An 18,761-nucleotide genomic window follows, 5' to 3' on the forward strand; every position below is an offset into this window, starting at 1 on the left:
GTGGCATTTTTCGTTATTGACTATTCCTTTTAGTAAGTTGGAAATGCAGAAAACTCCTTAGGAGTAATTGTACAAGGTTTTCTCTAAATCATTCTCAATTACTTGCTGCTCATTTTTAAAATGATTGTTTTTCCTTAGTCAGATTTTCAGAGTCGGCTATGTTTACTTCTGTTCACGAGGTATCCCATTGTATCTAATAAAATAGTTTTGGGCTATTTCTCAAATAACATGGAAATAACCTTAAACCTTTTCTTTATATCCTGTGAAAGCCACCTACCGTTTTCTGTGGAGAATTTTGGGTAAAAAGGAAAACTCCTTTTGTTAATCTTCCTTCCAAATTGCAGCTTCATAAGGTCTTAACAGGTTTCGTTCCTTTTGAAAATGATGTGTTAATGAATAAATTTTTCCTGTTTCAGGCCATTTTACTTTGCTTGCCTTTCCTCTAAAGTTATAAAGTAGTATGATGGTTTTTCCTTTCCAGTTCCTGGTAATTTGCAATACCTTTCGTTTCCATTTTATCTCTTGAATTTGCCCCAATGCCAGAATAGGATTTTCTTTCCTTAACCTAATTAAACTTCGGTATTGATTTAATAGTGAAAATTGATCTAAGGTTTCGCTTTCAACATTGATGGTTTGGTAGTCTCCATTTACCGGTAGCCAGGGTGATTTATTGGTTGTAAAGCCGGCATTCGGTGAACTATCCCATTGCATAGGGGTTCTACATTCGTCCCTATTCATGCTTTCGCCACTCCATTTGGCTAGGGTATTTGCCAAACGACCGTATTTTTTGGGAATTGGGTCGAGGGATGACTTAAATGGAATTTGAGCTTGTTTCATTCCAAGTTCCTCTCCATAATATAGAAAGGGAATTCCACGTTGGGTTAGCTGTAAACTCGCAATTAGTTTCATTTTGTCGATTCTGTTACCCATTCGGCTGATGAATCGCTTTTTGTCGTGGTTGCTGAGTACCCAGGTAGGAAAGAGTGGGTTTTGAAAGTTGGAATCCAATTCTTGGATTAATTTACCCCACTTGCTGGCTTTGAAAGGAGTATGCAAGGATTTAAATAGAAAAACAGAAGTTAAACCACTGTCGTTTCCGCAAAACTGTTTAATTAAATTCGCCTTTCCAAACACCTCTCCAACTGCATATTTGGGCTCTGTATATGAATTCATCACCTGCCTTAATTCTCTGGCAAATTGAATGCTTCCGGTCTGATTTTGTGTGTATAGGTTTTTTTGAAAAAAGCCATTTGTATTCTCTTCCGATGGCACCATTTTCAAGGAACCGGGGTTGTTACGAAAAAGTGAATCTTCATAAATACAATTGAAAATATCGAGTCTGAATCCATCGACTCCCTTTTCTAACCAAAACCTGGCAGTTTGGAGCATTTCTGACTTGGTTTCCGGATTGTAATAGTTTAAATCAGGCTGAAATGGCAAAAAACTTGCCCAATACCAACTTTCAGTCTTGGGAGAATAATTCCAACCACTTCCACCTGTCATTGATTTCCAGTTGTTTGGTTTCATTTTTCCTTTCTTCCATATATACCAATTTCGCTTTGGATTATTTTCAGATGAAGCCGATTCAATGAACCATGGATGTTGGTCGCTGGTGTGGTTCATTACTAAATCAAGCAAAATCCTCATGCCGCGCCGATGTACCTCTTGAATCAATTCCTGGCAATCTTCCATAGTTCCATAATCAGCCGAAATCGCCTTGAAATTGCTAATGTCATATCCGAAATCTGCCTGGGGACTAGAAAAGAAAGGGGAAACCCAAATAGTTTCAATCCCAAGGTCTTTTAAATAATCTAGTTTGGAAATAATGCCTTTTATATCTCCAATTCCATCTCCGTTGCTGTCATAAAAGCTTCGCGGATAAATTTGGTAAACAGTGGTAGTTTTGTACCAAGGTTCCTGTCCATGAACCCAGGTAGTGGCCAAAATAATCACCGCAATAAGTAATCCAGGTTTTTTACATTTTTTCCACATTTAAAATAAATTCAGTTTTTGTGCCTTTTTCATTACTGGATATGGTAAATCTTCCTTCCATTTCTTTCATTCGGTAGGCCATGTTTTTTAATCCATTCCCTTTTTTCTTTTCATTCACATCAAAGCCCTTTCCATTGTCCTGAACCCATAACCAAATTTGGAACGCTTCTACTCTTAATCCAATTTCGATAAAAGTTGCCTCGCTGTATTTGATGGCATTATTTACTGATTCCTTCGCCACTAACAGGAGGTTTCTTCTTTGCTGGTTTAATAAGCTTATATCGGGTATTTCGGAAGGGAAGTTAAATTGATAATCCATTTCCGATACCTCTAATAAATTTCCAAGTTCTTCTCTTAAATAAATAACTAATTGTTCCAGGGTTTTGGTCTCGGGATCCATACTCCAGATAATTTCTTTCATACTTCCTGCCAGTTTTCGACCGGTATTTGCAATTTCTTGTAATTCCCCCAATTGGCCATTTTGCTTCCTTGCATTTTCACTCAGAAGGGTAATAAGGGTTAATCCGGCACCAAAATCATCATGCAGTTCTTTACTTATTCGTCTTCTTTCTCTATCCTGGGTGTCTAAAATTTGTTGATTTATTTGTTTTTGTTGTTCCAAATAGGATAGTAGTATTTTTTCTTTCTCTTGTTTATAAAGGTAGAATTGCCGGGTAATACCGGCTGTCATTAATACAATTTCAACCATAATTCCCATGGTCATAAAGGAACCGGATGAAATGGGTAAATTGATATATCCACTGTGTCTGCCAATAACCATAACTGAAGCAGCCATGCTGGTTACGACCGCAAAAAAATAAAATAAAACTACAGTGTTTTTTCGAATGGATATTACCAATAAATAAATGGATAAAACCAAAATAAACAGGAAGTTGAAGATAAAATGTACCTGCATGTAGCTCGACATAAACCTTGGTTCCAGGTTGTTAACCCATGGCAAAAGTGGTAGAATGCCCGCCAAAATAACAACCATAGAAAGGATATATAGAATTCGTCGTACCAGTCCCTTGGGGTCGTAAACTTTACAAAATTCCATACAGGTAGCCATAAAAAAGCCAAGTGCGATTACACTTACCGGTGGACCCGTCTTGGTAGCCCATACCGGATGGTTGGGATATAAATACTGAAAGAAATAGCCTTCTGTCGCTCCTAACCAAACCAAAACAGATAAGGAGTAAAGACTATAAAAAATAAACAAGGGATTATAGGAATTAAAATAAAAGAATATTCCAAAAAAAATGGTTAATATCAAAATACCTGAAACAAATCCGGTAAGCAGATAAGCTGATTGAAGACTTTTGTATAAACCATTGGCCTCCAATAAGGTAATTGGCAATTGCAAGGTGCTGCCTTTATGCAGAATGTGAACAAAAAACTCGGAGCTTTCTCCTGACTCTAACTCGAATGGATAAACAAAAAGATTGGAATACACCGGTCGATTCGAAAATGGGTAATAGTCGCCCATTACCAAAGTATCCTTGACTAAAGTATCGTTTATCCTGTAAACTACCAACTGATTAAGTCTTGGATTTTCAAACTGAATAAACAAGGTTTGTTTTCCAACCTTGTTCATTATTTTAAAATGAATCCAGTAATTCTCCTTGCTAATTCCTAAGTTGAGGTCGGATAAGGTGTTTTGCTTAAATTTTCCTGACCGAAAGAGTTGTTTGGCTTGTTGGAATTGAATAGCGGTATCACCCTCTCCTAAATAATGAATTGCTCCAAATCCTATAGCCGTTTTTTCTTGTCCTTGGTATTCAATCGGTTGGGCTAGGGCAATACATGGAAACAGCCAAACTATGAACACAAATGGAATCCATAGTTTGGCTGGTGGTTGATGCATTAGCTCTTACTTATTTATGCCTGCAAGTAAGATAATTTTTGGGTGTTTTGATAGGGTTGGTTATAATTTTCACTTGTTGCTATTCTTTTACCAGTTTGGTGGTAAAAAGGATGGTGTTATTTTTAATAAAATCAGCCATGTAAATGCCTGTTGCTAAGGCATCTAAGTTGAATTTTCCTTGGCTAATCTCTGTCCGGGTAATTAATTTCCCGCTAAGATCCTTTATTAGTACTAATTCCGGAGTGAGTAAGGATTGAATGGTGAAATTTCCGGCTCCGGGGTTGGGAAATACCAAAGTTTCAGGATGAAATTCGTTCAATCCATTCGATAGTCCGTAAAGATAAATGTCGCTTACATTGCATTGCATTGCCAATTTCCCTTGATGCATGCCAAACTTTACTCCATTTATTGCTGCCGGAGAAGAGGACGGAAGTCCATCCGTTTTAAAACTAATTTGATCTATTCCGCTTGCAGTACCAATTACGTCAACCACCGATCCTTCTTGGTTGTTTTGTAAGGCAAAGTATACGGTTTGGCCATTTGCATAACCGGCAGTAACTTGTTGCAATTGTCCATTGTTGTTATTGCCTAACAAGGCAGTTGCAGCATTTGCCTGATTCCAGGTGAGTCCGTTGTCGTCTGTGTAATTTATTCCATGTTGTGTTAAGTTATTCCATTGTCCGTAACTGTATATGCGTCCATTGCTTTGATCTAAAATGAATCCGCTAACTACGGTTGAATAATCATTCCCCATGGATGGAACCCGAGCCTCCCAAGTTTGTCCTTCATTGGTTGAAACATACAAGGTGTGTATGCCGGTGTTATCATAGGCAATAAAGCTACCATTGTAATAAACCAAAGGGTCTGAACCTCCATTCAAGGCGGTTGGAACATCTATTTTAGCCCAATCCATACTGGTATTCAAATCTTTGTAATAGTAACCAGCGCTTCCCATGTTTAGAATAATAATATGGTCAAACAATTGAATTCCATAAGCTAATGTAACAACTCCTTGTCCGCTTTGAGGTAGGCCAACGGTGTCTAAAATATAGGTCGAGCCTCCGTCGATTGTGTAATAAACCATGGAGTAGGCCAAGTTGTGTATGGTAGTTAAGTATAGTTTGTTTCCTGTGCTTTGCATAAATCGGGGTGAGCCGGTTATGCCTGTTACCGTTATTTCTGTCCAGGAACTTTGGTCGGAATTAAGTTTGTTCAAAGTGGCTGTAAATCCATTAAAAACAGTTGAATACAGTTCGCCTTGGTGCGATTCCATTCCGGTTATAGCCAAATAGGTTACATTCGTGAGGTTAGTCGGCTGCCAGCTTTGGGACATTCCGCGCAGGCTTATCAAACAAAGGAGTAGGAGTAATGATTTCTTCATGTTTAATTAATTATACGAAGTACAGGATATTTCATTGATGAATTTGTCTAGGTTTTAATTTTTATTACCAATAGTTTATTTAGATGTTTGTTTGTCAGTGTTTTATGGTGTTTTTTGGTGTTGTTTTCTCTTTTTTATTGCTTGATTTTTTTGTATTTGGGGGCCCCATTCGCCACAATCAATTTTGCTTGCCCCGGAATAGTTGAAGGCGAATGGCCGGGCTTTCGGCTGTAGTCTTAGCCTCCTTCGCTAAGGCGAAAGGAGGCTAAGAGCTACTTGCCTCTATCCCTGGCCCGGCGAAACCCCAACCTATACAATTTTGTCCAATCAGTTTGTTTGGCTTTAGCAATAAGGTTGGTTTGGTGGTGGTTTATTTGGATAGGTTTTAAATTTTTAAGTAGTGTGGAATTTGTAAAAAAGATAAATCCAACTTACTTACATTTGCAAAAATTCTCTAATCTAACTAATTCGGATTTACAAAATGGAAGGTAATAAGTATTACGATTTGATATCTCAAACATTTGAATTCCCTCAAGAGGGTTTTGAAGTTATTGATAATGAACTGCATTTCAATGGTATCAATTTGATGGATATTATTGAGCAATATGGTACTCCTTTAAAAATCAGTTACCTTCCCCGGATTTCTCAACAAATACAAAAGGCAAAGCGTATGTTTAATGTTGCTTTTGCTAAAACAGATTATAAGGGTAATTATACCTATTGCTATTGTACCAAGAGTTCTCATTTCTCCTTTATTATGGAAGAGGTTTTGGAAAATGGTGCTCAGCTTGAAACATCTTCGGCCTACGATATTCAAATTATTAGGGCTTTGCACGAAACCAATAAAATTGATAAAAAGCTAACCATCGTTTGCAATGGCTTTAAAAGGGACGTGTACCAGGAATATATTTTGGAGTTGATAAATGATGGTTTCGAAAATGTAATTCCTGTACTCGACAATATGGAGGAATTGGAGTATTATAAAAATCACCTTACGAAACGAACCAAGTTGGGAATTCGAATAGCATCTGAGGAGGAACCTAAATTTGAGTTTTACACCTCTAGATTGGGTATTCGATACAAGGAAATTGTGGATTTCTACAAAAATGAGATTCATGAAAATCCCAAGTTTGAATTGAAAATGCTTCACTTTTTTATTAATACCGGAATTAAGGACAGCATTTATTATTGGAGTGAATTGAAAAAGTGCTTGGATGTTTACTGTCAGTTAAAGAAGATTTGCCCTGAATTGGATAGTTTAAATATTGGTGGTGGAATGCCAATTAAAACCTCCTTAAACTTTGAGTACGATTATGAATACATGATTGAGGCTATTGTTAGCAGAATTAAGCAGGTTTGTGAGGAAAACGATGTGCCTGAACCCAATATTTTTACTGAATTTGGTTCCTATACTGTTGGAGAAAGTGGTGCTACTTTGTATTCTGTTCTAGGACAAAAATTGCAAAACGATAGTGAATTGTGGTATATGATTGATAGTTCATTCATTACCACTTTGCCTGATACCTGGGGGATTTCCCAACGATTTATACTCTTAGCTATTAATAATTGGGATAAGGACTATCAAAGGGTTAACCTAGGTGGAATTACCTGTGATAGTCAGGATTATTATAATTCCGAAGCGCATTTAAATCAAGTGTTTCTTCCAAAAGCAGATAAAGAATCACCACAATATTTAGGATTCTTTCATACCGGCGCTTACCAGGAAAGTTTGGGTGGATATGGAGGAATTCAACATTGCCTGGTACCTGCACCAAAACATGTTTTAATTGATTTGGATGAAAATGATGAGGTAGTAACCCGATTGTTTGCCAAGGAACAGAGTTTTAAAAGCATGCTGAAAATCCTGGGTTACTAAGGTATAAAGGAAGGTGTTTGGAGCAGAAAACCCTTGATTATTCATAAAACCCAAATTAATCAATAGGAGGATTCCTAATCCGAACTACTTGATTTAGTAGGGTTTACCCCGAGTTAAGATTTTCTAATGGTTAATTTGGGTTAAATTTTCTTTCCAGGTGGAGGTAGGTAGGGGTTGCACCTCGGGCAACGATTGAGGCAGGTAGCCCACAGGACACCGACGGCGTTAGCCTAGGGGGACGAGGACTACAGCCGAAAGCGTGACCCGAACGCCATTAACTTGCAGATGGATGTTGCAGGAAATGGTGTTGGCGGAGGGGGCCCGCCAAAAATTAAACATACATTTATGTTGGATGATTCTCTTACAGGGATTGCCAGAAGAAATTTGATTTAAATATTTTTTGATTTTCTGTGCAAGGTTGAGCAATAGTTTTACTTTAGGTGCTCATTTAAATATGGCAGCACCTTTACCTCATTCCTCAGTTTTAAATTCCGATTCAACCAAGTATGGATCGGCATTGATAAGTCTCACAACCTTGTTTTTTATGTGGGGCTTCCTAACTTCCTTTAACGATATTCTTATCCCTCATTTAAAGTCTGTTTTTAGTTTGGGATACGGACAAGTGATGTTGGTTCAATCTTCATTTTTTATTGCCTATTTTTTGGTTTCTATTCCGGCAGGTGTTCTTGTGAGTAGGTATGGATATCGCAAAGGCATACTCACCGGATTGTTGCTGGCCTCTGCAGGTGCTTTTTTATTTTTTCCGGCCGCTGAAATGGTTTCATTTTCTATGTTTTTGCTAGCATTGTTTGTATTAGCATCCGGAATAACAGTTTTGCAGGTTTCTGCTAATCCTTATGTTTCAATCCTTGGTCCACCTGAAACAGCCTCGAGTAGGTTGAACCTTTCACAGGCACTGAATTCCTTAGGTCATACTATGGGACCGATGGTTGGGGCATTTCTTATACTGGGTCATGATGTTTTAACTGCGGAGCAAATTAAGACCCTATTACCGGAGCAGTTGCAGCAGTACAAGACCGAACAGGTTGATTTAGTTAAATTACCATATATTGGCTTAGCTGTTTCTTTGTTTTTGTTAATGTTGGTAATGGCTAAGGTTAAATTGCCTCAAACGCTAATTCAGGAAACATCCAATTGGGTTTCTTGGAAGAACACTCTCCGAAACAAAGGGTTGTTATTGGCTTCCTTGGCTATTTTCCTGTATGTTGGAGCAGAGGTTTCGATTGGAAGTTTTTTAGTTAATTTCTTTTCTCAGAAAGAAATAGGAGGTTTGAGCGAAAAGGAAGCAGGAAAGTTGGTGTCGTATTATTGGGGAGCGGCTATGGCAGGAAGGTTTTTAGGGTCTTACCTTATGCGTACATTTAATCCTCGTACACTATTATCCTGGGCGTCTACCGGCTCAGGTTTGTTGGTTTTGGCAACTGTTTTCGGGTCAGGGGAAATGGCCATGTATACCATTTTATCGGTAGGTTTATTTAATTCCATCATGTTTCCTACCATTTTTACCATTGGCATTAAGGGTTTAGGAGTGCTAACCGGACAGGGTAGTTCCATATTGGTTATGTGCATTGTTGGAGGTGGTATTATTCCGCTTATTCAAGGCAATATGGCTGACTTTTGGGGAATACAAACGTCCTTTCTGCTTCCGTTGGTTTGCTATGCCTATATTCTATGGTTTGCAAAAAGATCTGATACAAAAACCGATGTTCTAGCCGAATGAGCCTAACTCGCAGACACATAATAAAAACAATGGGAATAGTGGGTGGTGGATTGGCTGGAGGCATGGTTCCTTCGATAAGCCTATTGGCGGGAAGAGATTTTGTTTCCAAACGACCACTGGTAAAAAAGTTCCGATCGGTTGCTGTTGAAGCCCTTTTGAAGGAAATAGCCTCTTTTTTGCCGGATAAAGAGCTTGCCTGGCTATTTGAGAATTGTTTTCCCAATACCTTAGATACAACGGTTGATTTTTCGATGAAGAATGGAGAGCCTGATACTTTTGTGATAACGGGAGATATAAATGCCATGTGGTTGAGAGATAGTTCGGCTCAGGTTTGGCCTTATCTTTCTTTGGTAAATCAGGATCCGGATTTGAAACTTTTGCTGAAAGGGGTAATAAACAGACAAGCAAAATGTATATTGATAGATCCGTATGCCAATGCATTTAACAAGGGTAAATCCGGATTTGGTTGGAAAACCGACCTTACCGAGATGAAACCGGAATTGCATGAACGTAAGTGGGAAATAGATTCTTTGTGTTACCCGGTCCGATTGGCTTATGGTTATTGGAAGTCTACCGGTGATGGCACCGTGCTACAAGGGAATTGGAAAAAAGCAGCATTATTAATTTTGCAAACTTTTAGTGAACAGCAGCGAAAATCGGGAAAAGGCCCATACCATTTTCAAAGGAGAACCGAAACCCCAACTGATACAGTTCCACTATCAGGTTATGGAAATCCAACCCGAAAGGTAGGTTTAATACATTCCATGTTTAGGCCCAGTGACGATGCATGTTTATATCCTTTTTTGGTGCCGGCAAATTTGTTTGCAGTACAAAGCTTAATCCAATTGAGTGAGATTGCCGATGAAATTTGGTTAGACAAGGAATTGAAAATGCGTTTTTTGAGTTTAGCTAAAGAAGTACAGGATGCTATTGAGCAACATGCAATTGTAATTCACCCTGATTTTGGTAAAGTGTATGCCTACGAAGTGGATGGTTTTGGAAACTATTTATTAATGGATGATGCCAATGTGCCTTCTTTGCTTTCACTGCCTTATTTGGGAGCTGTAGATCATCAAAATGAGGTATATCAAAACACTCGGAAAATGGTTTTAAGTTCGTCTAATCCTTACTTTTTCGAAGGAACAAAAGCCAAGGGAATTGGAGGTCCACATGTAGGGTTGGAAATGATTTGGCCCCTTTCATTGATTATTCAAGGATTAACTACATCGAATGATTTGGAGTTAAATTACTGTATTGCTTCGTTAAAGGCTACTCATGCAGGTACCGGATTTATGCATGAATCCTTTCATATGAATGCGCCGGAGAGGTATACCCGCTCTTGGTTTGCCTGGGCCAATACTTTGTTTGGAGAATTAATATATCGAGTTTATAAAGAAAATCCGACTATGCTTCAAAAACAATTTTAACATGAAAAAAATATTCCTTTTAATGCTTTTGCCATTGGGTTTGTTAGCCCAAAAATCGGCTGTGGATTACGTTAACCCGATGATTGGAACTGCGGACCATGGGCATACCTATCCGGGAGCAACCACCCCTTTTGGAATGGTGCAGGTTAGTCCTGAAAATGGAAAACGTGGTTGGGATTGGTGTTCAGGCTATCATTATAGTTCGGAAAAATTGGTGGGATTTTCGAACCTACACCTTAGTGGAACAGGTTGTGCTGACTTGGGTGATATTTTACTCATGCCCGGAGTAGGAATAGCAAAAGGAAAGGCAGGGAACTATTTTTCTACCTTCCAACACATCACAGAACAAGCGAGTGCAGGGTATTATTCAGTGTTTTTGGAAGAAAGTAAAGTTAAAGTTGAGTTAACTTCTACAAATAGAGTGGGGGTACAACGGTATTATTTCCCAAATACCGATAAAGCCGATGTGATAATTAATTTGGGTTATGGTAATGATGACCATACCACAGAAACCTTTATTCAGGTAGAAGGAGCTAATCGGGTTTCGGGATATCGATATTCGAAAGGTTGGGCTGATAAGCAAAAGGTGTTTTTTGTTGCCGAGTTTTCCGAGGCATTTACTTCAAATTCACTTCGTCATGGAGGAAAAGCCAAAGGGAAGAATGGATTGGCAGTGTTCCGTTTTAACGCAAAAGACGGTGTGCCATTGGAGGTGAAGGTAGGGGTTTCCTGTGTCAGTATAGAAGGAGCAGAAAGAAATTTAAAGGCGGAAAGTGCCGGAAAATCCTTTGATCAAATTCTAGAGGAGTCTAGGGCAATGTGGCAAAAAGAGCTTGGTGTTATCTCGGTTACTTCCTTAACGGAGGCGGATAAAACAACCTTTTACACAGCCTTGTACCATACTTTCTTAGCACCAACTTTGTATGGAGATGTTGACGGGAAATACCGCGGTCCGGACGGACAGGTGCATCAAAGCGATTTTACAAATTACTGTACTTTTTCTTTGTGGGATACTTTTCGTGCTGAACACCCCTTGTTGACCATAGTTCAGCCCAAGCGAGTTCCGGATTTAATTAATTCCTTGCTTAATTTTCAGAATCAAGGAGGCTTATTGCCGGTGTGGACTTTGCAAGGCTGTGAAACCAATTGTATGATTGGTTATCACAGTGTGCCGGTAATTGTTGATGCCTATTTAAAAGGATTTAAGGGTTTCGATGTTCTCCAAGCCTATGAAGCCGCTAAAAAGAGTGCATTATCCGGGAAGCGGGGTTTAAAATTTTTGGATTCAGGAAATTCCTCCGATTATATTCCATGCGATAGAGAAGGTGAAAGTGTTTCAAAGGCCTTAGAGTATGCCTTTGATGATTGGTGTATAGCTCAAATGGCTTCCAAACTAGGGAAGAAAGAGGATGAACTTTTTTTTACCAATAGGGCTGGATTGTACAAGAATTATTGGGATTCCGGCACCGGATTTATGCGTGGGAAAACAAGCTTGGGTACTTGGGTTTGGCCATTTAATCCTATGCATGCAACCAATTTACAACATGAATATACCGAAGGTAATGCCTGGCAATATTCTTGGTTTGTTCCCCACGATGTGGAGGGTCTAGTCAAGTTGATGGGTGGTAAAGAACGGTTTGTAAATCGCTTGGATAGTTTGTTTACCCTCAAACTTGAGTTAGGTCCGGGTGCCCCCCCGGATGTTTCCGGGTTAATTGGTCTTTATGCACATGGGAATGAACCTTCCCATCATATTTCCTATTTATATGCGGCGGTAGGTTATCCGTCAAAAACCCATGAAATGGTTCGTAAAATCATGCGTACTTTGTACAATGATTCCAATTCAGGCTTATGTGGTAATGAGGATTGTGGACAAATGTCGGCATGGTATGTTTTTTCTTCCCTTGGATTTTATCCTTTAAACCCTTCTGACGGAAAGTATTATTTGGGAAGTCCTTTGGTTAAGGAAGCTACTTTGAATTTAGAAAACGGAAAGACTTTTACCATTAAGGCCCAAAATCAAAGTGAAGAAAATAGGTATGTGAAAAGTGTTACACTCAATGGAATACCTGTTGCACTTCCTTATATAACTAACGAGGAATTGCTTAATGGTGGGGTTCTGGAGTTTAGCATGACTAATAGACCCGAATAAACTGTTGAAACAAATAAACAAAGGTTATTAATTGAAAAGATAAACTTCTTAGGATTGCAAATTAGAACAAGCCAATGGAAAACAGAAAGTTAGGATTATCAACAGCCATTTTTATGGTAATGGGAACCATGATTGGATCAGGTATTTTTATAGTTAGTGCTGATATATCCAGAGTATTAGGAAATCCTTTGCTATTGCTATTGGTTTGGGTAGTAACGGGTGGCTTAACCTTAATTGCAGCGAATTGTTTTAGTGAATTTGCAGGGATGTTTCCTCAGTCAGGTGGGCAGTACCAATTTCTGAAGGAGGCGTTTAATCCCTTGTTGGCTTTTCTATATGGTTGGTCATTGTTTTTAGTTATTCAATCTGGAGCTATTGCAGCCGTTGCAGTTGCCTTTGCAAAATTTGCTGCTGTTTTGTTTCCATTTTTTAGTCCCGACAATATACTCTTGGATTGGGGAAGTTTTAAAATTAGTGCCGCTCAGCTATTGGCTATTTTTTCCATTTTTATTATCACTTTTATTAATACCAGGGGTGTTCACTATGGAGGTTGGGTACAATCAGTATTAACTGTAATAAAGGCCTCTACCTTACTTTTTGTGATAATTACTTCCATTTTTTTGTTTTCAAATGCTGATTCTATTCACCTAAATTTCAATGACTTTTTTAGCCTGGATAAGCGAACCTTCGCAGATGGAGCTTGGGTTTCAGAATCTTGGACAATTACAGCATTAATATCAGCGATGGGTGTAGCAATGGTTGGAAGTTTGTTTTCAAGTGATGCATGGAGTAATGTTACATTTATTGCTAATGAAATTGAAAATCCGAAAAAAAATGTTCCGAGAGCATTGGTTTTGGGTGTATTTGGAGTTGTTATGTTGTATTTATTAGCCAATGTGGGATATTTGTTTGTTTTGCCTTTGTGGGGTAATCCGGAAGGTGGGAATATTTTGGAAAAGGGAATACAACATGTTCAGGATGATAGGGTGGCAACCGGAGTTATGTCTTTAATTTTTGGACCTATTGGCGCTTCCATGATGGCTGTATTAATAATGATTTCAACCTTTGGCGCTAATAATGGGATGCTTCTTGCCGCCAGCAGGGTCTATCAAACAATGGCTCAGGATGGATTGTTCTTCAAAAATATGGCAGTTTTGAACAAGAACCATGTACCCGAAATTTCATTGTGGATCCAATTTGCCTGGTGTTCCATCCTCTGTCTATCAGGAAAATATGGGGATTTACTCGATTATGTCATGTTTGTGGTTGTGATTTTTTACATTTTAACTATTGTTGGTTTATTTATTCTTAGGAAAAAGTCGCCTAACCTAAATCGTCCTATCAAGGCATTTGGATACCCTTTTTTACCTATTGTGTATATTTTGGCTATGAGTGGATTTGTTGTTAACTTACTTTTGCAAAAACCAAACTTTACAGTACCGGGTCTGGCAATTGTTCTCTGTGGAATTCCAATCTATTATTTATGGAGAAAAATCAATGACAATTCCAATCCGGCAGTTTAGATACCTGACTTACCTGCCATGACCTATATTCTAAGAAATGCACTACTAATTAATGAAGGGAAGCGATTTTATTCCGATGTATTAATTCACAAAGGTAAAATTGAGAAAATTGCATCTTTCATTGATATCCCATTCAATTACATTGAGTTTAATGCCGAAGGAAAGTTGCTTTTGCCCGGATTAATAGATGATCAGGTACACTTCAGAGAACCGGGATTAACACACAAAGGAGATTTGTTTACTGAAAGTAGAGCTGCTGTTGCTGGAGGTATTACATCTTATATGGAAATGCCCAATACAGTTCCCGGGGCTTTAAGTCAAGACTTGTTGGAACAAAAGTATGAACGTGCTGCTCAAGTTTCACTAGCCAATTATTCATTTTACATGGGGACTTCCAATGACAATTTGGAAGAGATTTTAAAAACAAATCCTCAAACAGTTTGTGGTGTAAAAATATTTATGGGAAGTAGCACCGGTAATATGCTGGTAGATAATAGTTCAACCATTGAAAAAATCTTCTCCGAGGTCGATATGTTGATTGCAACCCATTGTGAAGATGATAAGATAATAAAAGGTAATCTGGATAAAATAAAAGCCGTACTAGGTGAGGATATTTCCCCGAATTATCATCCAATAATTCGAAATACAGAAGGATGCTACGCTTCCTCTTCAATGGCAGTAGCCCTTGCTAAAAAGCATGGAACCCGGTTGCATGTTTTGCATATTTCTTCAGCAAAAGAATTGGATTTATTTGAATCCATTCCTTTGGAGAAGAAGAAGATTACAGCGGAAGCTTGCGTGCACCATTTATGGTTTAGTGCGGATGATTATTCTGAAAAGGGAAATTTTATCAAATGGAACCCATCCATTAAATTCAACGAGGATAGGGAAGCTATACGAAAGGCCGTAAAGGATGGAAGAATAGATGTTTTGGCAACTGACCATGCCCCACATACTATCGAGGAAAAAATGCAAGGGTATTTAAAAGCCCCATCGGGCGGACCCTTGGTACAACATGCTTTAGTTGCTTTGTTGGAATTAGAAAAACAAGGTGTTTTCGATTTAGAAACCATTGTTCAGAAATATTGTCATAATGTTGCTCAACTATTTCAGATTAAGGATCGTGGATATATTCGGGAAGGATATTGGGCCGATTTGGTATTAGTTAACCACCACCAACCCTGGCTGGTTAGTAAAGAGAACTTATTGTATAAATGTGGATGGTCTCCTTTTGAAGGACAGGAATTTAGTTCGGCTGTTGAAAAGACTTTTGTGAATGGGAAATTAGCCTATTACAATGGTAAAATCAATGAAGTTGGCATGGGGATGAGATTAGAATTCAATAGATAGGGTCCATAGAAATTGGTAGTTGGGAGGTAGGTAGCGAATTTTTGAAAATGATCCCTTTTGTTGCGGTTTAAACTAAAAACTGCAATAGAATTCTATTACGGCTTTCAACTACGTCAAATACAAGTATTCCAGAACAATTTTTGACTTCAAACTAGTTCATTATTTTTTCTCTACAAAATTAAGCTGAAACCCCTTTCTTTATTGTATTTGAAAGCCTGATCACGATTTCTATTGCAGAATTAAGGTTTAATAGATACAAGGACAGGTTGAGATAAGCATATCAGTATGAGGTTGCGCCTCGGGCAACGATAGAGGCAAGTAGCTCCAAGCCAACGCAGCGTTTAGCGGAGTGGGCTTGGACTACAGCCGAAAGCGTGACCCGAACGCCCATGCAAGCATTATGGGGTTTAGCAAAAGTAGAGTAGGGCGAAGGGGGCCCGCATACTAAGAATAATAAAAATAAGTCAAAAGGGCAGGATGGACTTTCTCTGATTACCCAAAAAAGGGAAAAGCTGTTTTGTTCTTTACAGACAGAATTTATCGGGAAAATGGTTTAGCTATAACGGACGTAGGTATGTCTGATTTTTCTAGGTTTTTCCTTGTTAAGGCCAAGCAGAAATATGCGTTCGAAGCCTGGCACTATTTGGTCAATTGGTGTAGCGATTCCGTTTCTGTCGTACATATTATCGGAAATAAAGAAGCAATTATAGCTATTGGCACCGATAACACTTTGGTATTTAGGAATGACATTTTCCGTAATTTTTCGACCTTTTATACCAAGCCATTTTACCCCATCGTCGTAACTTTCACCTCGACTTAGAGCAAAATTGGCAGCACGAATTCCCCTTCCATTCCAGAAGGATAGAACCCCATTTTCGATTACAAGGCGTTTTATAATAATAGCGAAAAGAAGGTCAATACTGGATTTGTGAGGGCCTTTATTATTGGCTCTAACCTTTAATTGTCGAGCGCAATACAAAACTTCTTTGGTTGAAATGTTAGTGGTAAAACCATCACGGAGCGTAATTCTGGATTGATACTTGCCGATGGATTCAATTTGAACAATTTCTTCGAGGGTATAAATATTTAAAAGTGCTTTTATGGTAGCTAAGGCAACACAGTTTTCGGTTGTATCGAGATAAAATGAAGCAATATATTTTTTAATTGAAAGAGGTTTAGTTTTCATTTTAAGGTTTTGAAAGGATTGCCAAAAGGTAAATTTAATGAATGGATCACTACAATAAGATTAAAAATATACAAAAAATATACAAAAGAGTTTAAATAATGTAAAACAATTGTTGGTTTTTTATCTAAACCTTTGTTTTGTGAGATTTCCACATAGAGGGCAGATACTAAAAGAAACTTTAAATGCTTTTGGTTTAAAAACAAATGCAGTTGCAAAAGCTGTTGGAGTTAACAGGGTAACTTTATATACCTGGTTTAAAGATCCGGAATTAGGCATAGACAAAATTAGGAGAATTAGTCATAGTTTGAAAATTGATCTTAGTCAAAGTTTCCCTGAATTTCTAGTTGTAAATGATCCTTCCAATTCAAGTTTGTATTCCAATTCAGTAGAAAAAGTTCAACCTGATTTTGAACGTCAATTATTGGATCTTTACAAAAGATATACTCTTTTGTTGGAAGAACACCAAGAGTTGATAAGGAAGCACAATAGTTTGCTGGAAAAATTGAAAGGAAATTAAATTTTCCCTTCTGTATTTTTCATCATGTTATATAAAAACTCTCTTGCTCGGAAAAGTTGAGCTTTCACTGTACCAAGGGGTAAATCCAGTTGTTGAGCAATTTCTTCGTAGGAGAGTTCTTTATAGTAGCGTAATTCGACCAAATTTCGGTATCTGGGCTTTAATTTGTCAACTACGGCCCGCATGTGTTTAACCTTTTGTTTTTTAATTAGCCATTCCTCCGGGTCTAATGTTGCGGATTTTACTTCCACTGTAATTTCGCTTCCGTCGCCACCTTCAATAGGTTTGTCCAACGAGTAAATTTGCATTTTTTTTCTTCGTATAAAGTCAATGCAATTGTTAGTAGCAATTTTGAACAGCCAAGTACTGAAGGCATAATTAGGTGCATATTGGTGCAACTTATTAAAAGCCTTGCCAAATGCTTCAATAGTTAAATCATCTGCATCGTCCTTGTTGTTGACCATTTTAAGCAGCATGAAATAAACAGAATCTCTGTAACGATCCATCAATTCTGCATAGGCTTTTTGATCACCATCAGTTAATGCTTGCTGAACCAACTTGTAGTCGTATTCGGCTTTAGAGGAGAGGTTTCCTACTTCCATTGAGGTTCTTTTGCAAAAAGGTTAGTAACCGAGAAAAACAGATTAAAAAATACCATCAACAACTCAAGTATTGGCGAAAGTAATAATAAATCTTTTTCTCCTATCCATTTAGATATTTTCCACCAAATAATCCATTGAATAAGCATTTTCACACCAAGAATGATTAATAGCCATTGCCAATTATATTGAAGAGCAAACAAGGCAAGTAAGCAAATCCAAGAAAAAAATTGTGCAGAAAAAAACCATCCTAGCCAGAATTTATGGCTTGCTTTGTATAATCCACCTGTTGTTAAATGTCTTCTTTTTTGTCTAACCCATGCTGTCCAAGACGCCTTTGGTGCTGAGATTGTATGACTTTCTTTTCTTATTTCGATGACCGTATTTTGATTTGTTGCCACCTCGTTTACGAATAAATCATCATCTCCACTTCGGATATGGTTGTGGCTTCCAAATCCTTTGTTTCTAAAAAAGATTGTTCGGCGATAACTCAGGTTTCTTCCAACTCCCATGTATGGCATACCCAACAAGGCAAAGGAAAAATACTGCATCGCAATTTGAAAAGTATCAAATCGAATGAGTTTATTTAATAGGCCGGGTCTTTTTTCATAGGCTCCATATCCTAAAACCAATTCAACTTTATCCGAATAATTGCTTTGCATACCGGCAAGCCATTTGTTGCTTAAAGGTTTGCAATCTGCATCCGTAAAAAGTAAGAGTTCGTATTTTGCTCCTTTTATTCCTAATGTTTGAGCGAATTTTTTTCCGGATAAAATAATTTCTTCCTCATCCAAATTGATGACTTTGAAATTGGCATGTTCCTTGGCAAAATCCTTTAAAAAAAGCAAGGATTCATCATAACTATGATCATTCACTACGATTACCTCAAATTCCGGATAATCTTGAGCCATAATTAATGGAAGGTTCTGTTGTAAATTTTCTAATTCATTTTTAGCACAAATAATAATAGAAACCGGTTGAACCTTATTTAATGTTTTAGGAGGTTGGTAGAATGCAAGTCGGGAAAAAACAAAGAGGTAATAGCCCCAGTATATCAACAGGGATAATAACAATAAAATAAAAAGTACGATACCAACTACTCCGGCCTGATCAATTTGAAACTCCATTTATGCTCTTTTCGCTAAACAATTAG

Annotated in this window: 13 protein-coding genes; 7 read left to right on the forward strand and 6 right to left on the reverse strand. The window is 38.0% G+C overall.

Features of this window, described 5'->3' with window-relative positions:
- Positions 1-321: 321 nt before the first annotated feature.
- The 3 genes from K1X82_02900 to K1X82_02910 all read right to left on the reverse strand — a co-directional run bounded on the left by K1X82_02900 (position 322) and on the right by K1X82_02910 (position 5,237).
- Positions 322-1,992: an alpha-glucosidase gene (locus K1X82_02900; protein MBX7181036.1), complete on the reverse strand. Its 1,671-nt coding sequence runs from the start codon at positions 1,990-1,992 to the stop codon at positions 322-324.
- Positions 1,976-3,856 (reverse strand): hypothetical protein, encoded by a 1,881-nt coding sequence (locus K1X82_02905; GenBank protein MBX7181037.1) that lies wholly within the window; start codon positions 3,854-3,856, stop codon positions 1,976-1,978. Before K1X82_02905 ends, K1X82_02900 begins: the two co-directional genes overlap by 17 nt.
- Positions 3,857-3,935: 79 nt before the next feature.
- Complete coding sequence (locus tag K1X82_02910) at positions 3,936-5,237, reverse strand: T9SS type A sorting domain-containing protein (GenBank protein MBX7181038.1); 1,302 nt, start codon at positions 5,235-5,237, stop codon at positions 3,936-3,938.
- Positions 5,238-5,718: 481 nt separating this feature from the next.
- Here K1X82_02910 and K1X82_02915 point away from each other — a divergent pair, with 481 nt between their 5' ends.
- The 6 genes from K1X82_02915 to K1X82_02940 all read left to right on the forward strand — a co-directional run bounded on the left by K1X82_02915 (position 5,719) and on the right by K1X82_02940 (position 15,306).
- Complete coding sequence (locus tag K1X82_02915; protein ID MBX7181039.1) at positions 5,719-7,113, forward strand: arginine decarboxylase; 1,395 nt, start codon at positions 5,719-5,721, stop codon at positions 7,111-7,113.
- Between the two features lie 454 nt (positions 7,114-7,567).
- Positions 7,568-8,854, forward strand: a complete 1,287-nt coding sequence (fucP, locus tag K1X82_02920) for an L-fucose:H+ symporter permease (protein MBX7181040.1) — start codon at positions 7,568-7,570, stop codon at positions 8,852-8,854.
- Between the two features lie 29 nt (positions 8,855-8,883).
- Positions 8,884-10,281, forward strand: a complete 1,398-nt coding sequence (locus K1X82_02925; protein MBX7181041.1) for a glycoside hydrolase family 125 protein — start codon at positions 8,884-8,886, stop codon at positions 10,279-10,281.
- 1 nt (position 10,282) lies between these two features.
- Complete coding sequence (locus K1X82_02930; protein MBX7181042.1) at positions 10,283-12,433, forward strand: GH92 family glycosyl hydrolase; 2,151 nt, start codon at positions 10,283-10,285, stop codon at positions 12,431-12,433.
- 74 nt (positions 12,434-12,507) lie between these two features.
- Entirely contained in the window at positions 12,508-13,956 is a 1,449-nt protein-coding gene (locus K1X82_02935) for an amino acid permease (protein ID MBX7181043.1), read from the forward strand.
- An 18-nt stretch (positions 13,957-13,974) separates the two neighbouring features.
- Complete coding sequence (locus K1X82_02940; protein ID MBX7181044.1) at positions 13,975-15,306, forward strand: dihydroorotase; 1,332 nt, start codon at positions 13,975-13,977, stop codon at positions 15,304-15,306.
- A 553-nt stretch (positions 15,307-15,859) separates the two neighbouring features.
- Here the strand turns inward: K1X82_02940 and K1X82_02945 are convergent.
- Positions 15,860-16,492, reverse strand: a complete 633-nt coding sequence (locus tag K1X82_02945) for a hypothetical protein (protein MBX7181045.1) — start codon at positions 16,490-16,492, stop codon at positions 15,860-15,862.
- A 139-nt stretch (positions 16,493-16,631) separates the two neighbouring features.
- Here K1X82_02945 and K1X82_02950 point away from each other — a divergent pair, with 139 nt between their 5' ends.
- A complete protein-coding gene (locus tag K1X82_02950) occupies positions 16,632-17,009 on the forward strand; it encodes a helix-turn-helix domain-containing protein (protein MBX7181046.1) in 378 nt (125 codons plus the stop codon).
- Here the strand turns inward: K1X82_02950 and K1X82_02955 are convergent.
- Entirely contained in the window at positions 17,006-17,611 is a 606-nt protein-coding gene (locus K1X82_02955) for a sigma-70 family RNA polymerase sigma factor (protein MBX7181047.1), read from the reverse strand. The genes K1X82_02950 and K1X82_02955 overlap by 4 nt on opposite strands.
- Positions 17,602-18,735 (reverse strand): glycosyltransferase, encoded by a 1,134-nt coding sequence (locus tag K1X82_02960; protein ID MBX7181048.1) that lies wholly within the window; start codon positions 18,733-18,735, stop codon positions 17,602-17,604. The genes K1X82_02955 and K1X82_02960 overlap by 10 nt, the downstream gene beginning before the upstream one ends.
- Positions 18,736-18,761 lie beyond the last annotated feature (26 nt).

It is taken from the genome of Bacteroidia bacterium (assembly GCA_019695265.1).
GTDB lineage: Bacteria > Bacteroidota > Bacteroidia > JAIBAJ01 > JAIBAJ01 > JAIBAJ01.

What these genes read in the sequence shown, in the direction of transcription:
- K1X82_02915 (MBX7181039.1), top strand. Translation starts at nt 5,719, where the DNA reads ATGGAAGGTAATAAGTATTACGATTTGATATCTCAAACATTTGAATTC.
- K1X82_02940 (MBX7181044.1), top strand. Translation starts at nt 13,975, where the DNA reads ATGACCTATATTCTAAGAAATGCACTACTAATTAATGAAGGGAAGCGA.
- K1X82_02935 (MBX7181043.1), top strand. Translation starts at nt 12,508, where the DNA reads ATGGAAAACAGAAAGTTAGGATTATCAACAGCCATTTTTATGGTAATG.
- K1X82_02960 (MBX7181048.1), bottom strand. Translation starts at nt 18,735, where the DNA reads ATGGAGTTTCAAATTGATCAGGCCGGAGTAGTTGGTATCGTACTTTTT.
- K1X82_02925 (MBX7181041.1), top strand. Translation starts at nt 8,884, where the DNA reads ATGGGAATAGTGGGTGGTGGATTGGCTGGAGGCATGGTTCCTTCGATA.
- K1X82_02910 (MBX7181038.1), bottom strand. Translation starts at nt 5,237, where the DNA reads ATGAAGAAATCATTACTCCTACTCCTTTGTTTGATAAGCCTGCGCGGA.
- fucP (MBX7181040.1), top strand. Translation starts at nt 7,568, where the DNA reads ATGGCAGCACCTTTACCTCATTCCTCAGTTTTAAATTCCGATTCAACC.
- K1X82_02930 (MBX7181042.1), top strand. Translation starts at nt 10,283, where the DNA reads ATGAAAAAAATATTCCTTTTAATGCTTTTGCCATTGGGTTTGTTAGCC.
- K1X82_02945 (MBX7181045.1), bottom strand. Translation starts at nt 16,492, where the DNA reads ATGAAAACTAAACCTCTTTCAATTAAAAAATATATTGCTTCATTTTAT.
- K1X82_02955 (MBX7181047.1), bottom strand. Translation starts at nt 17,611, where the DNA reads ATGGAAGTAGGAAACCTCTCCTCTAAAGCCGAATACGACTACAAGTTG.
- K1X82_02900 (MBX7181036.1), bottom strand. Translation starts at nt 1,992, where the DNA reads ATGTGGAAAAAATGTAAAAAACCTGGATTACTTATTGCGGTGATTATT.
- K1X82_02905 (MBX7181037.1), bottom strand. Translation starts at nt 3,856, where the DNA reads ATGCATCAACCACCAGCCAAACTATGGATTCCATTTGTGTTCATAGTT.